Here is a 15730-nt window from a genome sequence, read left to right on the forward strand (position 1 = left end):
AGGAGCCTTTAGGGCGATGAAAAAAAAGTTATTGGCTACAGGGATAAGCCTAGCATTGACTCTGAATTTGTCAGGATGTGCATCAGCTCTGGTTGATGTTTCTAAATATCAAATGCCCAGTCAATTTGGGATGCCGAATATTGATCAGAGTACTCCTGCTGGAAAACTCGCACAATTGGAAATTGAAGCTAAAAACCTTGATGTGAGAGCACATGATGAGACTCGCGTCGCCAAATGGGAAGAAGCCTACAGTTTGGTAAAGTCAATGGACCAGCAAGAAACTGAGCGAAATGTGTCAGTGGGTGGCGGGTACTTTATGTTGAATAATGATCCTCGTAAGAGTGAATCTCGGGAAGGTGAGATTGCGCTAAAAACTGCTGAGGCGAATGCTTTTTTTGGCAATCTGCAGCGCGCAAAAGACATCATTTATGAGCAGATCTCAGCTGATTCCAATTCCAAAACCTTAATCAAAAAGGGTTTTGACCCGAACCTCGTTAATTTATTGGCTCGAGTCCAATTCGCCGGTAATGATTTAGAGGGCCTAAGAACCACTTGCCAAGCACTTTCTCCACACGTAAAGCAAAGCATCGAGATGCATAGTAGTTCTAGCGATGACTTCAAAAATTGGAGAACTAACCTTCTGAAAGCACATGCATTAATTAACTGTGCAGACATGCTTTACAAGCTTGGTGACAAAGAACTGTCGACTGAGATGTTTGCGGTAACTAGCGATTATGTTCTCAAAGACTTGGCAGAAACACGAACATCCAAAGGTAAAGCTGGCTTCGAACAGTTTGCTGGCATGTTGTCAGCCGTTGTACGCGAAGCAAAAACAGTAGGAAAAGCTACTTTCAGTGAAGTTTCTTACAATATTCCTGAAAATGACAGACCACTTTATGAGCTAAGACTTCGACTGCAACCTGTCGACGTCCGTGAACTCTACGGTAACTCGCTGTTGGCGGTGATAATGTCTGATTCAAGTAGCGCTCAAAGAGATGAATCTTTGAATGGGCTACTTGAGTTATTTGATCAAAAGGCATTTAGAGTTCAAAACCCTGAGTTTCAGCTGGCTAAGGGCGAAAACGATGGGATGCTGTCGTCGGCAACTGATGAAATCAACTACCAGAAGTTGGCAACGTATTATCTCAGCCAATCTGACAAAAAATCTACAGTCGATTACTTCAACAAAGCCATGGACGCCTCTGACAAAAGGTTATTGGAGTGGTCAGCGACCCTGAGTAACGACAATTTAGGCGTTTTGTTGGAGACCAGAAGGAAATCCATAGACTTTTTGCTTTCAGAACTAGCTCGAGCTCCGACAAACCCTGAATTGACTGAGCTTGCATTCGCAGCTGTAGGTAAAACCAAAAACATTGAAACAAATTTGAGTACTTACTTATCGTCGGCGGTATATAAGCGAGGGGACGCGAGCGATATTCGAGAGTATCAAGAACTCATGGCACTAGAGCTCGAGCTGAAGAACCTTTCCGGCAATGGCGGAGGGGTCTCACAAGATTACATGGATAAGAAGGAAACACAGCTCGCCCTGACGCGCCGTGTAAAAGAAAAGTTTGCAAGCGATATTCAAGCTCAATTTTATAAAGATACTGCTCCAATAGACGTTTCTAGCAAGCGCGCGAAAGCCATTGAATCAGGCACAGTCTTCTTAGACTTTGTTAAATATACGAATATTGAAGCTGAACCTTTGTATCCGATGCTGGCTCGGGGACAACAGCACTACGGGGTATTTATAGTTCAGCAGAACGAAATTAAGTTCGTAGATATTGGGCAAGCTAACGAAATTGATACTGAAGTCGCGACATATGTAGCGAGTATTAAACAGCCATCGACCCGCGCGGAACAATCAAAGATTGAAGAACAAGCTCATGCGCTTTATCGCCTGCTGCTTGCTCCCTTATTCCCGAGCAACGAGTTAGCTAAAGGCCAGATTATTGTCTCTCCTGATAGTGAACTCGGTGGTTTGCCGTTTGAGACATTGAATAGTGGGCAGAATCTTCTGATATCCACCCACCTCATTCGCTATGTCACCTCATCTAGAGCCTTAGCTGCGGACCCGAATACTCGTAACACCAATAATACTGCAGCTGTTGTAGCTGGCCCTGATTATGGCAGCCCCCAGTCTACAATTCACACCGGAGAGAAAGTTGCTACGAGGAGCAGAGGTTCGTTTTTACCCTTACCAGGAATTGAGTTAGAAAGAGACTTCGTCAAAGGTGCTCTGGAAAAATCTGATATAGAAGTCAGAGTCTTGCAAGGGCTTGATGCTTCTGAAAAGAACGTTCGTGCATTGAAGTCTCCTCGTTTCCTACACATAGCCTCTCACGGGTTTGCAAATGAAGCCGTTGATAATGTTGTAAAGGTCGATCCTAACACTGTCTCTGTTAGCTACGGCAGTAGCACTATGAGTACGGGTGTCGCGCTTGCGGGAGCGAATATCAGTGGCAAAGAATCGTTCAGCCTTGATGGTATTCTGTACTGGCATGAACTGGCCTCAATGGATTTGAAAGATACCGAGTTAGTTGTGCTATCTGCGTGTGATACTGCTATCGGCGACCAGTTGAATGGGCAAGCTACCTCAGGACTACGACGAGCCATCGAAGTATCTGGCGCCGCTTCGTCTGTCACGACGCTTTGGTCAATACCTAACGAGGAAACGATTGATTTAGTGGTCGATTTCTACGACGTTGGCGTCAAAGTTCAAAGTTTTGCTGAGTCTTTGAGGAATGCTAAGTTGAAACTGATAGAAACGAATAGCAGCCCTTACTACTGGGGAGCTTTTATTCTAACTGAGTCTACCCTCAACTAACTTCGAGTAAGGAACGCATATTCGAGAGCAGCTGGATCAGCGTATTCACTGCTCTCAGTTCTTAGTTTCTCGCTAAAGGAAAAGTAGAAACCCCATCAACGCAAATCTGAATGTCGAGGGCAGCATTTGTTGGACTGCAACCGCATAATTTGAATTGCAACAATAGCTTAAGAGCGAGGATGAGAGTTCTTGTTAATCAGACTGATGTTTGGACGGGATCTCTGTTAACAACTGCCACAACTTTTTGGCCACCGGCCCAGGTGTGTGTCGACTCAACCTAACCAACTGATAATCAAGCTGGATTTCGCTGGCCATATCCTGAGTCTCAATCACCTGCAATTGGCCGCCATCGAGGTGGGAATTTATCAAGTGCATGGGCAACCGCCCCCAGCCTGCACCCGCCAGAATTAGCGACAACTTGCTAGCAAAATCATTGACGTACCAACGCCTTTGATCGCTGGAAACGTCTAGCTCGTGACCGGCGGTCATCGAGCCAGAATCCTGCACCACGATTTGATTATCGTTGATTAGCTGGCGCACGCTCTCAAGCTTTGGGTGACGTGCTAGTAAATCTGGTGAGGCGACGTTGACCATGCGGCCTTGCCCTATACAGTGACTAGAGACGGGCACTTGGTGAGTTAACTGTGGGTGCACGGGGGTAATCGCCAGATCCACCGATTGATTCGACAAGCGTTCAAAGGCCCCAGATAAATACTCCTGGTGTAACACCACGCGAGTGTGCGGATGTTGATGCTGCACTGTCTGTAGTTGTTTGGCGATGGTGTGAATCGGAAACGACGCTTCGATGGCTATGGTCACCTGTTTCTCTTCGCCTTGGCCAAAGGCGCGGGCGGCGTCGATTAGCTGTGCGTGATGCTCTAACAGTTGGCGAGCTTTCCGAGCGATAGCTTGGCCTGAATCACTTAGCTGCAGCCGATAACCACTACGGTCAAATAACTCGATACCCAGCTGAGTTTCCAACTGTTTTAAGGCGTTAGTCAGCGCCGGTTGCGACTTGTGTACCACCTCGGCGGCTTGAGCCAATGAGGTGCACTCGCTGACGGCTTTTAGAATTTTCAGTTGGTCGATGCTAGCCACTTTATAACTCTTGATTATGATTTTGATTGAAAATAATAAATATTAATTAAGTTTAGGTCACGAAATAATGAACCCGTTGATAATTACGAACGGGACATCAAAACCATGAACACAGTAAAAACGATTCTAAAGTATCTACCTTTGGTACTGCTTTCGGCTGTCATGCTATACGGCGGTGGCGCTAAGGTGGTAGGCGTGCCAGAAATGCATCAAAGCTTTGCCATGATGGGCTTACCGAGTTGGTTCGGCTACTTTATTGGTGCTGCAGAGGTGGCCGCTGCAATTGGCCTGTGGATCCCACGCTTAAGTGCTTGGGCGGCAGCGGGTCTGGTGCCTATTATGATTGGCGCGGCATACTTCCACATAGCCTTTGAGATTCCATCGGCTACTCCTGCGCTGGTGTTCATCGGGATTGCTAGTTATGTTGTGGCATGGATGCGCAAACAAGCGCTGTGGCTAACGCCCGCAACTGATTCAATGATTGGAAAAAACGCTTGAAACTCATGATTCAAGGCACCGCAAGCGACGCGGGTAAAAGCGTCGCAGTGGCTGCATTAGGACGAGCGTTTGCTCGCAAAGGGTTAAGGGTTGCTCCCTTTAAACCGCAAAACATGGCGCTAAATAGCGCGGTTACCAAAGATGGCGGCGAGATTGGCCGCTCGCAGGCGCTGCAAGCCATGGCTTGTGGCGTCGAGCCTTTGGTGGACATGAATCCTGTATTGCTTAAGCCCAACTCAGATGTGGGCGCGCAGGTGATAGTGCAGGGTAAGGCTATTGGTAATTATCAGGCACAAGAGTATCAGGCTTTAAAGCCGAAGCTTCTCAAACAAGTGGTAGAGAGTTTTGAGAGTTTGTGTGACTCACATCAGTTGGTACTGGCCGAAGGTGCCGGCTCTCCCGCGGAAATTAATCTGCGCGAAGGGGATATCGCTAATATGGGCTTTGCCCTTGCGGCCAATTGCCCGGTAGTGATCATTGCTGACATTGATAAGGGTGGGGTGTTTGCTCAATTGCTTGGTACTTATCAGTTGCTAAGCACTGAAGAGCAGGCCCTGGTCAAAGGCTTTATCATCAATCGATTTCGCGGCGACCCTAGCTTGCTAGAGTCCGGCTTAGACTGGCTAACCGAGCAGACCGGCGTGCCGGTTCTGGGCGTAGTGCCTTACGTGCAAGGACTGCAAGTGTCTGCTGAAGATGCCATCGAGCAAACCAACGCCAATCAGGGCTTGTTTCGAGTGGTGGTGGCCACCTTGCCACGAATTTCCAATCACACCGACTTTGATCCGCTGCGCCGCCACCCGCAAGTCGAGTTGGTGTTCGCCGCTCCAGAGCAGCCTTTGCCGCCCGCTGACCTGATTATTATTCCTGGCTCGAAAAGTGTTCGCGCCGATTTGGCCTCGCTCAGAAAATGGGGTTGGGATGCACAAATTGCCAAGCATTTGAGATACGGCGGTAAGTTGATGGGGATTTGTGGTGGACTGCAAATCTTGGGCAATAGCATTGATGACCCACAAGGCGTCGAAGGTCAGCCAGGTAGCTCAAAAGGTTTGGGATACCTGTCGATACGGACCAAATTACAAGCTGACAAAGCCTTAGAGCAAGTCAGTGGTCACCTGACTATTGGCGAGCGTCGCGCCGAGTTTGAAGGATATGAAATTCACGCCGGAAGCAGTGACATCAGCGAACACCAACCATTTCTTACCAATGGTAAAAACGAAGGTGCAGTCAGTGCAGACAACCAGGTGATAGCCACCTATGTGCACGGAATCTTCGATAAGGCAGAGGCCTGCCAAACTCTGCTCAACTGGGCAGGATTGGACGCTCAGCGCCAGCTCGACCAGCAAGCGCATTTACAAACTGAGCTCGACCGTCTAGCGGATGCGTTTGAAGAGGCTATCGACCTAGAGGCACTGCAACAAATACTAAAAGCGGGTTAGACCGCGCCGTCGTAGCCGTTTTGACGCCAGGCCTCGTAGCTGATGATGGCCACCGCGTTGCTCAGGTTAAGACTGCGACTGTTGGCTTGCATGGGAATGCGCAGGCGTTGCTCAAGTGGCGTGGCCTGAATGATGTCATCCGGCAGTCCGCGAGTTTCTGGGCCAAACAGCAGCACGTCACCGGGGGCAAAGCTAAGCTCTGAATGGGGGCGTGAACCCTTGGTGGTGCAGGCGAAAATGCGCTTGCCAGCCATCGCCTCGGCAAAGGCTTCAAAGTTGGCGTGGCGCTGGACTTTGGCCAAGTCGCTGTAATCCAAACCGGCTCGACGAAGTTTTTTCTCTTCCAAATCAAACCCTAGCGGCTCAATAAGATGTAGCTGGCAGCCGTTATTGGCGCACAGGCGAATGATGTTGCCCGTATTGGGAGCAATTTCTGGTTCGTAGAGAGCGATGTGGAACATGAGATCACCGATAGCACATAAGGGCTGCCAGTATAGTGATTTTGCCCTAAAGCTGCCATCTTGCTGATTCATGGGTTAGGCTGATACAGCAAAAGCTTAACTTTCAAAGATTCAAGGTGAGGTAGTACATGTTAGACCCGGTATTGGCAAAAAATCGTCTTCAACGATTGGCAGACACAGTGTTTGCCCTGAGTTTGATATTGCTGATCAGTAACGTCGAGCTGCCGGCGATAACTACCACTGCTAGTGCTAGCGAGCTACAAGACATACTGATCGACAACCTGCCGGAAATCGGGGTTTATTTACTGACCTTTACCGTGATTGCCGCGAACTGGGTCAAGCACGTTGAGCTGTTCTCGGTCATCAAAAAGCTGGATCGCACTTTGATGATGCAACAGCTGTGGCTGCTTGCCTTTTTGATGCTAGTTCCTGTGACAAATCAGTTTATTAGCGTGGATGACAGTCAGACCCTGATTCTGGTGGTGTACAGCGTAAACCTGTTGGCGGTGGGAGTGATGCTGTGGCTGGGGTGGCGACGTTTAGCGGCCCATGAGGAGTTGCTGATCGAGGGTTTGTCGATGGACAAGCTTAGAGCTCGCAGCGCTGATTCATTGTCTGAGCCACTGGTGGCGGCTTTGAGTATTGCGGCGGCCTTTCACAGCTCGCTGGCGTGGGAGCTCAGCTTCTTGCTAGTACCTATTCTGTTCTCTCAGCGGCACCGATTGGAGCCGCTAAAAAAACGCATTCTAAAGCGGTAGTTCAAGCCTTACTCGCAAGCCACCGTGCTCACCGCGGTCAGCCTTGATTTGACCGCCGTGGCCTTTAACCGCCGCGGCGCATATCGCCAAACCAAGACCGGCACCGCCGCTCTCTCGCTCGCGAGCGTCACTCGGTCGATAGAAGGGCTGAAATATTTGCTCTAGCTGGTCTGGCTCGACCCCAGGACCATCGTCGCTTACCTCGATGACCAACGACTCATCCTCAATGTATTGGCGCAGATAAACCGCTGAGTTGGCGTAGCGAATGGCGTTGCGTAATAGGTTTTCCACCGCGCGACCGATGAGCTTGGGCGAATGCGCTAATTCGGGATCCGCGTCGACGCTGTGTTGCAGAGAGATTTTTTGCTGCTCAGCTTCAAACACAGCGTCGTCCAACACGCCTGCCAGTGTGTCGCTTAAGCGACAGCGCTGCTTGTCTTCGCTGGCTTGTAAGCTGGTACGCGAGAGTTGCAATAGCTCTTGAATCATCTGTTCAATTTGCTCGGTTTCATAGCCCATGCGTGCCAGCTCTTTCGACTCTTGGCCTTTTTTCTTAGCGATGGCGAGAGCCAGCTGCAATCGAGTCAGCGGTGTGCGCAACTCGTGAGAAATGTCGCTCATCAAGCGTTGCTGGCTTTGCATCATGGCCTGAACCGAGTCGCCCATCTGATCAAAGGCTTGAGCGAGTTGGCCAATCTCGTCGCCGCGAGCTCGTACCGAGGCTTCTGAGCGATGGGCCAGCTCACCGGCGGCAATGCGCTCGGCCGAGTGACGTAAGCTGCGCAAGCCGCGAGACAAATGCCAGGCCAGTGCGCCATAAATCAGACCGGACAGCAACAGAGCTAATCCCAGTAGTAACTCGGTCCGGTCGAGCCATTGATACAGCTTGGGTTTAGGTGGTGGGCGGTCAATTCGACCGTAAAGCTCGTAGTCTTGGCCGGAAATGGTCACTATCTGCGGGCCGAATACGCGCTCTCGGCGAAATTGGTAGCTGGCGGGCTCTGCGAGCTGGTTCTCTTCGCGAACCACTCGAAAAAACGACACGCTGCGAGGCGCACGACGACCGGTTAGCGTTTCCCCTTGGGAGTCCAGCAGCACAAATCGCGGCGGTTTGAAGCCCTCTGGCATGTTGGGAAAGCGCGCTTCGACCTCACGGGAGATGTCGAACTTGTGCAGCGCGCGCAGCGGCATTCGCTCAACTCGTTCTGCGATGCGATTAAGAATGCGCAACTCAATTGGGTCAATCGCCTGCAGCGGTTCTTGGCTGGATAACTTCTGTGCTATCAACAGCCCGCCAATGCTCAAGCCGCTGACCAGCCAAAAGCAAATCATCAGCTTGACGAACAGGTTGTTAAGACGCCACTTGGCCATTAAACCAGCCACAGGTACCCCTTACCTCGAAGAGTCTTGATGCGCGGGCGGCCGTCATCCCGTTCGGGTAATTTTTTACGCAGATTAGATAGGTGCATGTCAATACTGCGATCAAATGGTGCCAAGCGTTTGCCCAAGACTTCTAACGACAAGGTTTCTTTGGTGACCAGCTCGCCTTTGCTATCGATAAGTTGGGCTAGAATCGCAAATTCGGTAGAGGTGAGTTCGAGCAAGTGTTCGTTGCAGTGCGCCTCTTGGCGGCCTGGAAATAACTCTATGTCGTGTTCTTTAATCGACTGACTGGTGTCGGCATCGGCTTGAGTGAGTTTGGCGCGGCGCAGGAGCGCCTTAATGCGGGCGAGGAGCTCATGCTCGTTAAACGGCTTAGCCAGATAATCGTCGGCACCGATCTCGAGCCCGAGCACTTTGTCGATGGGGTCACCCTTGGCGGTGAGCATCAATACTGGGGTTTGTTTGCTCTCTCGCAGGGCCTTTAGCACTTCAAAGCCGTTGAGTCCGGGTAACATGACATCGAGCAGAATGACGTCAAAGTCTTGCTCCATAGCCTGCGCTAGACCGCTGGGGCCATCGGCTGCTAAGGTCAACTGGTAGCCTTCAAGCTGTAGCAGCTCGGCCAATAGCTCGGACAATCCAGCGTCATCATCGACTAGTAGTAAGTGGGACATATAGGCTCAATCTGGCGGTAACTTGGTTTACATAATAGCGACTATGCCGGTTGGGGTTAAGCTGGCTTTACAAAGATTTACCTTGCGATGACGGCGGTTTACATAGACCGAATTAGACTGGGTACCAAGGTTGGCAATTCGTTTTTCACAAAGGAGATTTTCCATGAAAGCCATTCAAAAAACTATTTTGGCCCTATCGATTGTTGGCGTTAGCGCCTTAGCTCCTCAAGCGCTGGCAGAAGAGCCTAGCAGTGAGCGCGGTTACCATAGCATGGATAAGAAGCGCGGTTTTGGTTCCCACCGTCATTTACTACGCGGTTTGGATTTAACCGAAGAGCAAAAAACTTCGGTGAAAGACATCATGGCGGGCTATGCCGAGCAAGCTAAGGACCGCTCTGAAGAGCGTCAGGATTATCGAGCTGAGTTGCAGGCCGTGGTCACCGCAGAGAGCTTTGATGAGAATGCAGCGCGCAGTCTGATCGAAGCTCAGCAAAGCGAGCGTGTGGAAGCGGCGGTGCGTATGCTGGCCATGCAGAGCGAGATTTATCAAATTCTCACTCCAGAGCAGCAAGAGAAGTTTAAAGAGAGTTTGAATAATTCCAAACAGCGCAGCAGAAATCGCTAGGTGAGCCGCTATAATAGCCGTCATATCTTATTGAACTGACGGCTTTTATGTCTGACTCTCGCGACTACGATTTTTGGGTAAAACTGGCCAGCCGCGCCGCAATGGCGACGGCGGCTATTCTGATAGTAGCTAAATTGATTGCCTGGATGGTATCTGGCTCGGCCAGTATGCTGGGCTCACTCACTGACTCTTTTGCCGACGGCATGGTGTCATTAATCAACTTCTTAGCGATCCGCTACGCCATTATTCCCCCCGACGAAGACCACAAATTTGGTCATGGTAAAGCCGAGCCTTTGGCAGCCTTAGCGCAATCCGTGTTTATCAGCGGCGCCTGTGTGTTCTTGGCGGTTTATGGCGCTCAACGCTTAGCTGACCCTAGTGAGATTCGCTACAGCGAGTGGGGCATTGCCGTTTCTATTCTGGCAATTGTGCTGACTTTTGCTTTGGTTAAGCTGCAAGCCAAAGCGGTTGAGGCTACCAACAGTACGGTTATCGAAGCCGATGCCATGCACTACCGCTCCGATTTATTGCTCAATGGCTCGGTACTGCTGGCCTTGGTGTTGGCTCAATACGGTTTGTGGTGGGCTGATGGTTTGTTTGCAATTGGTATTGCGCTTTATATTGGCGGCCAGTCAATTGGCCTGGGCTATCGCTCGGTACAAGGTCTGTTAGACCGCGAGCTCGACAGCGAAACTCGCCAGCGCATGCAGCGTTTAATTGAACAAGACCCCAGAATTATCAACAGCCACGACTTGCGCACTCGTGAGGCGGGTAAGTATTGCTTTGCTCAGGTGCACATTACCTTAGATGCCAAATTATCGCTGGCTGAAGCCCATGCGATTGGTGACGCGGCTATGTTCCGCGTGCAAAAGGCGTTTCCGGATACCGAGCTATTGGTTCACTTAGACCCTTCCGAAATGCCGTCGGCACAGGATGAAGCTGTGGATGCGGCAACGACCGAAGTACCGCCTACTCAGGCGAGTTCAACCGAGCCAAAGCCGAGCTAATTGGCTTGGTTAAGGATTCATACCTAGATCTTTGAGCTTGCGGGTGAGGGTGTTGCGCCCCCACCCCAGCAGCTTAGCCGCGGCTTGCTTGTGGCCTTTTGTGTGCTCAAGCGCTGTGGTTAGCAAAATCCGTTCGAACTCTGGCTGCGCTTGTTGCAGCAAGGACTCGTCGCCGGCTTGCAGGCGCTGGCGTACCCAGGACTGCAACTGCGCCTGCCAACTGCCACTGGCGACGGTATCGCCACTGCCGGTTGCCGAATCTCTCGGTTCGTTGACCAACTCGGGCGGCATGTCGCTCACCAAAATCTCTTGGCCGCTGGCCATCACGGTTAGCCAACGACAGGTGTTTTCCAATTGACGCACGTTGCCCGGCCAAGGTAGCTCGCTCATAAAATGCTGCGCTTCTAGGCTCAAGCTTTTAGGCTCTACCGCCAACTCGGCCGCGGCCTGTTGCAGAAAGTGCTGCGCTAACTTGGCGATATCTTCGCGGCGTTGCGACAGACTAGGCAGATGGATACGAATCACGTTGAGTCGGTGGAATAAGTCTTCGCGAAACTCGCCTTTGGCCACTCGAGTTTCTAAGTCCTGGTGAGTGGCGGCAATAATGCGCACATCGACACTGACCGGCGTGTGCCCGCCCACTCGATAGAACTGGCCATCGGCTAACACCCGCAGCAAGCGGGTTTGCACTGCCAACGGCATGTCGCCAATCTCATCGAGAAACAGGGTACCGCCGTCCGCTTGCTCAAAGCGGCCCTTGCGCATCCCGCCGGCACCGGTAAAAGCGCCTTTCTCGTGGCCAAATAGCTCAGACTCGATCAAATCGTGGGGAATGGCCGCCATGTTCAGTGCGATGAATGGCTTTTGCGAGCGCGGACTGTGCTTGTGCAGCGCGTTGGCAACCAACTCTTTACCCGTACCGGATTGGCCGTTGATCAGTACACTGATACTGGACTTAGATAATCGACCAATGGCGCGAAACACCTCTTGCATCGCCGGCGCTTCACCAATGATTTCGGAGACAGTGGTGGCCTCTTCGGCGGCCGCTTGCTGGGCTTGCTCCTGGCAGTGATTCAGCGCGCGCTGGGCTAAGGCCACTGCTTCGTCGATATCAAACGGCTTGGGCAGATATTCAAATGCACCGGATTGGTAGGCGTTAACCGCACTGTCGAGGTCGGAATGGGCAGTAATGATGATCACCGGGATCTGGGGATAATGTTGCTGTAATTTCTCCAGCAAGGTCAGCCCGTCGATGTCCGGCATGCGAATGTCAGAGATGATGACTTGTGGTGGCGAGCTTTCTAGCGCTTGCCATAAAGAGTCGGCAGCGGCAAAACTCGAGCAGCTCAAACCGGCGGAAGTGAGCGCGCGCTCCAGTACCCAACGGATTGAGCTGTCATCGTCCAAAATCCAAATTTGCTCGCTCATCGACACTTGTCCTTAATCAGAGGCTTGATTGGCAGCCATACGGTGAATTCGGTTTGGCCTTGACCACTTTGGCATTCGATTCGGCCTTGGTGCTGGCTCACTATGGTGTGGGCGATGGAAAGACCCAAGCCAGAGCCTTGCGCCTTATTGGTCACCATGGGGTAAAACAGGGTGTCCACCAGTTCAGGGGCTACGCCCGGGCCATCGTCGATAATGCTAATTGCCGCCACCAGTTTGTGAGTGTGCTGGCCTATGCTGACCTGGTGGTGGGTGCGGGTGCGAATAGTGATACGCCCACCGGTTTTGCTCAGTGCTTGTTGGGCGTTCTGTACTATGTTGAGCAGTGCTTGCTGCATCTGGTCTGGCTCTAGAGTTAAGTCTGGGATCGAGGGGTCGTAATCCCGGTCGAGCTGCACCGAGTCTGGCAGGGTCATCTCCACTAAGCGCAACACTTTTTCAAGTATTCGGTGCAGGTTTATCTCAACCCGCTCGGTGGGCTTTTGCGGGCCGAGTAGTTTGTCGACGATACCGCGCAGCCGATCGGCTTGCTCGATAATCATCCCGGTAAATTCTTGTAGATCCGGGTCGTCGAGCTCGCGCTCAAGCAACTGCGCCGCGCCGCGCAGGCCACCCAGTGGATTCTTGATTTCGTGGGCCAGACCGCGCACCAATAACTGCGCGGCTTGTTGTTGGTTTTCGCTGACCAGTGCCTGATGGATTTTGAGTCGCTGGTCTAAGGTTCGCAGCTCAATCAGTGCCGAAGCGCCAGCACTGTCGGTTTCGTAAGGCGATACGGTGAGATCAACCACATGAGCTTGCTTTTCCAAAGTCACCAAGTTGATTTGGCTGACGCTGAGACTGGCTTGTTGTTGCACTCGATCGCGCAGTACAGACTCTTCGATGCCTAGCGACAAGTAATGATGGGATAGCGGGTGTTCGGTAAGGCGCGCCCGGCTAAAACCAAACAGTTGCTCGGCGGCACTGTTGGCGTACAGAGGTTTTAGCTGTGGGTCTACCAGAATGACGGCGGTAGACAGTGAATCGAGCACCAGTTCGGTTTGCATCCCTTGTTCCTGTGTTCGAGCGCAAATAAAAGCTCGTTACCATGCTGCACCAAAATGGTGCATCGAACAAGAGGCCTAGGCTTATACGGCCCAGAAAATTCGAATTAATTCCGTATTATCCGGCGCCTTGGCGAGAAATAACGCTGGCTCGATGCAAAAACACTTTGGTTTCTGCTGATGATGCAAGTACTTTGCCGTTTTTGTCGATCAGCTTGGCAGAAAGGTTGTGCTCGCCACGATCGATATTTACCAGTCGAAACATACCGTTACGCTGAGGCACCGAGTAGGCTTTACCGTTCAAGTACAGGGCCAACCGATGGCTTGGGGAAAGCTTTGGAGCGATGTCTACGTGAACTTCGAAGTTGCCGTTGTTGTTGCGAATGGTCTCTTCATTGTTGGGAGAACGAATAGACAGCTTGTAGTCGATGGGCTCAGCTTGGGGTTGCTGCTCTTTAACGTCCGCCACCTTGGGCAGGCTTACAGAGATTGAGCTCGCTTCTTTAACTTCTATCTGCTCGGCCTTGACCCCTTTCTCGGGCTCATCCGAATAGTGAACCTTACCGTTCTCGTCCACCCAGCGATAAACCGCCGCACTCGAAGCAAAGCTAATAACTGCAAACAAAACAAGGAGGTGACGCATCTCGACTACCCTCAAATTTCACTGTTGAGTATAGATTAACCACTAATTGTTAAAAAATCATCAACAAAAACATTCCGGCTTTTTTGAGGCAAATTAAACAGGCTATGTGGATAAAACCGCAGGTATTTGGGGGAGGGGACTGTCCCCTGTGTGTAACCGTGTGGATAACTTTGTAACCAGTAATAAAAAACCCGCCGTTTGGCGGGTTTTCTTTTTAAGCGGGTTAGCTTAAACGCTGTAGTACATTTCGAACTCAACTGGGTGAGTGGTCATGTTCAGCTTCTCAACGTCAGCGCTCTTCAGGTTGATGTAGCTGTCGATGAAGTCATCAGAGAATACGCCACCTTCGGTCAGGAAGGCACGGTCAGCGTCAAGGGCAGCCAGTGCTTGCTCGAAGCTCTCAGCTACAGTTGGGATCTCAGCGGCTTCTTCTGCTGGTAGGTCGTACAAGTCTTTGTCCATAGCATCGCCAGGGTGGATCTTGTTCTTAATACCGTCAAGGCCAGCCATCAACATGGCAGAGAAGGCCAAGTATGGGTTAGCCGTTGGATCAGGGAAACGAACTTCGATGCGACGGGCTTTAGCGCTTGGTACCACTGGGATACGGATAGACGCTGAACGGTTACGGGCAGAGTAGGCCAGCATTACTGGTGCTTCAAAGCCTGGAACCAGACGCTTGTACGAGTTGGTAGAAGCGTTAGCAAATGCGTTAATCGCGCGAGCGTGCTTGATGATACCGCCGATGTAGTACAGAGCAGTCTCAGATAGGCCGCCGTACTTGTCGCCAGCGAACAGGTTAACGCCGTCTTTAGCTAGAGACTGGTGACAGTGCATACCAGAACCGTTGTCGCCAACTACTGGCTTAGGCATAAAGGTCGCGGTGCGGCCGTATGCGTGCGCTACGTTGTGAACAACGTACTTGTAGATTTGAATTTCGTCAGCCTTTTCAACCATGGTGTTGAAACGACATGCGATTTCGTTTTGACCAGCGGTTGCTACTTCGTGGTGGTGAGCTTCAACAACTAGGCCCATCTCTTCCATTACTAGGCACATGGCGCTACGCAGGTCTTGTGAAGAGTCAACTGGTGATACTGGGAAGTAACCACCTTTAACGCCTGGGCGGTGGCCCATGTTGCCATCTTCGTAGTCTTTGTCAGAGTTCCAGCAAGCTTCTTCGCTGTCGATCTTGTACATAGAACCAGACATGTCGGTCTTGTACTTAACGTCGTCAAATAGGAAGAACTCTGGCTCAGGACCAAACAATACGGTGTCAGCGATACCAGAAGCGCGCATGTACTCTTCGGCGCGGCGAGCTACAGAGCGTGGGTCGCGGTCGTAACCTTGCATGGTAGACGGCTCAAGAATGTCACAACGCAGGTTTAGAGTCGCTTCTTCAGTGAACGGGTCTAGAACCGCAGTCGCTGGGTCTGGCATCAATACCATGTCTGATTCGTTAATGCCTTTCCAGCCTTGGATTGAAGAGCCATCGAACATTTTACCTTCTTCAAAGAAGTCGGCGTCGATTTGATGAGTTGGAATAGATACGTGTTGCTCTTTACCTTTGGTATCGGTGAAGCGCAGGTCTACGAACTTAACTTCATGCTCTTCAATCAGACTCAGTACACTTTCTACAGACATATTGTTTCTCCAGAATGATTAAATTGGTGCAGTCGAATACTTCGACCGCATCGAATTGGGTCGGCACTAGCGCAATGCCATATGGATGCGAAACACTAAGCGAAACTCGTGCCAACATTGTAAGGCACTGTTTATTAGGGTTTGCGGGCCATTTCGGTGCAGGCACAAGCGCGCCTTGCACGCAAATGGT

The 15730-nt window shown here is 51.1% G+C and carries 14 protein-coding genes; 6 read left to right on the forward strand and 8 right to left on the reverse strand.

Going from position 1 to position 15730, the window contains the following annotated elements; translation table 11 throughout:
- Window positions 1-16 precede the first annotated feature (16 nt).
- Complete coding sequence (locus CLC93_RS03455; RefSeq protein ID WP_095504562.1) at window positions 17-2827, forward strand: CHAT domain-containing protein; 2811 nt, start codon at window positions 17-19, stop codon at window positions 2825-2827.
- Window positions 2828-3019: 192 nt separating this feature from the next.
- Here CLC93_RS03455 and CLC93_RS03460 read toward each other — a convergent pair whose 3' ends face one another.
- On the reverse strand, window positions 3020-3925 hold the full coding sequence (locus CLC93_RS03460; protein ID WP_095504563.1) for a LysR family transcriptional regulator: 906 nt from the start codon (window positions 3923-3925) through the stop codon (window positions 3020-3022).
- Window positions 3926-4030: 105 nt separating this feature from the next.
- Here CLC93_RS03460 and CLC93_RS03465 point away from each other — a divergent pair, with 105 nt between their 5' ends.
- Together CLC93_RS03465 and CLC93_RS03470 are read left to right on the forward strand one after the other, a co-directional pair.
- Entirely contained in the window at window positions 4031-4423 is a 393-nt protein-coding gene (locus tag CLC93_RS03465; RefSeq protein WP_095504564.1) for a DoxX family protein, read from the forward strand.
- 5 nt (window positions 4424-4428) lie between these two features.
- Window positions 4429-5862: a cobyric acid synthase gene (locus CLC93_RS03470; protein ID WP_095505005.1), complete on the forward strand. Its 1434-nt coding sequence runs from the start codon at window positions 4429-4431 to the stop codon at window positions 5860-5862.
- On the opposite strand, the gene trmL is transcribed toward CLC93_RS03470, so the two are convergent.
- Window positions 5859-6323: a tRNA (uridine(34)/cytosine(34)/5-carboxymethylaminomethyluridine(34)-2'-O)-methyltransferase TrmL gene (gene trmL, locus CLC93_RS03475; protein WP_095505006.1), complete on the reverse strand. Its 465-nt coding sequence runs from the start codon at window positions 6321-6323 to the stop codon at window positions 5859-5861. The two genes, CLC93_RS03470 and trmL, sit on opposite strands and share 4 nt — an antisense overlap.
- A 128-nt stretch (window positions 6324-6451) precedes the next feature.
- Here trmL and CLC93_RS03480 point away from each other — a divergent pair, with 128 nt between their 5' ends.
- On the forward strand, window positions 6452-7081 hold the full coding sequence (locus tag CLC93_RS03480) for a TMEM175 family protein (RefSeq protein ID WP_095504565.1): 630 nt from the start codon (window positions 6452-6454) through the stop codon (window positions 7079-7081).
- On the opposite strand, the gene CLC93_RS03485 is transcribed toward CLC93_RS03480, so the two are convergent.
- Together CLC93_RS03485 and CLC93_RS03490 are read right to left on the reverse strand one after the other, a co-directional pair.
- Window positions 7070-8464, reverse strand: coding sequence for an ATP-binding protein (locus tag CLC93_RS03485; RefSeq protein WP_245837073.1), 1395 nt, complete (start codon window positions 8462-8464; stop codon window positions 7070-7072). The two genes, CLC93_RS03480 and CLC93_RS03485, sit on opposite strands and share 12 nt — an antisense overlap.
- Window positions 8452-9138: a response regulator gene (locus tag CLC93_RS03490; protein WP_095504567.1), complete on the reverse strand. Its 687-nt coding sequence runs from the start codon at window positions 9136-9138 to the stop codon at window positions 8452-8454. Before CLC93_RS03490 ends, CLC93_RS03485 begins: the two co-directional genes overlap by 13 nt.
- 163 nt (window positions 9139-9301) lie before the next feature.
- Between CLC93_RS03490 and CLC93_RS03495 the strand changes: the two genes are divergently transcribed.
- Both CLC93_RS03495 and fieF read left to right on the forward strand, forming a co-directional pair.
- Complete coding sequence (locus CLC93_RS03495) at window positions 9302-9763, forward strand: Spy/CpxP family protein refolding chaperone (protein ID WP_095504568.1); 462 nt, start codon at window positions 9302-9304, stop codon at window positions 9761-9763.
- A gap of 47 nt (window positions 9764-9810) precedes the next feature.
- Window positions 9811-10770, forward strand: a complete 960-nt coding sequence (fieF, locus tag CLC93_RS03500) for a cation efflux pump FieF (protein ID WP_095504569.1) — start codon at window positions 9811-9813, stop codon at window positions 10768-10770.
- A gap of 9 nt (window positions 10771-10779) precedes the next feature.
- On the opposite strand, the gene glnG is transcribed toward fieF, so the two are convergent.
- The 4 genes from glnG to glnA all read right to left on the reverse strand — a co-directional run bounded on the left by glnG (window position 10780) and on the right by glnA (window position 15540).
- On the reverse strand, window positions 10780-12198 hold the full coding sequence (gene glnG / locus CLC93_RS03505) for a nitrogen regulation protein NR(I) (protein ID WP_169902804.1): 1419 nt from the start codon (window positions 12196-12198) through the stop codon (window positions 10780-10782).
- Window positions 12195-13262: a nitrogen regulation protein NR(II) gene (glnL, locus tag CLC93_RS03510; protein ID WP_095504571.1), complete on the reverse strand. Its 1068-nt coding sequence runs from the start codon at window positions 13260-13262 to the stop codon at window positions 12195-12197. Before glnL ends, glnG begins: the two co-directional genes overlap by 4 nt.
- Window positions 13263-13377: 115 nt before the next feature.
- Entirely contained in the window at window positions 13378-13902 is a 525-nt protein-coding gene (locus CLC93_RS03515; RefSeq protein WP_095504572.1) for a DUF4124 domain-containing protein, read from the reverse strand.
- A gap of 228 nt (window positions 13903-14130) precedes the next feature.
- On the reverse strand, window positions 14131-15540 hold the full coding sequence (gene glnA / locus CLC93_RS03520; RefSeq protein WP_095504573.1) for a glutamate--ammonia ligase: 1410 nt from the start codon (window positions 15538-15540) through the stop codon (window positions 14131-14133).
- Window positions 15541-15730 lie beyond the last annotated feature (190 nt).

Source organism: Paraferrimonas sedimenticola, from assembly GCF_002282855.1.
In the GTDB taxonomy this organism is placed as follows: Bacteria; Pseudomonadota; Gammaproteobacteria; order Enterobacterales; family Shewanellaceae; genus Paraferrimonas; species Paraferrimonas sedimenticola.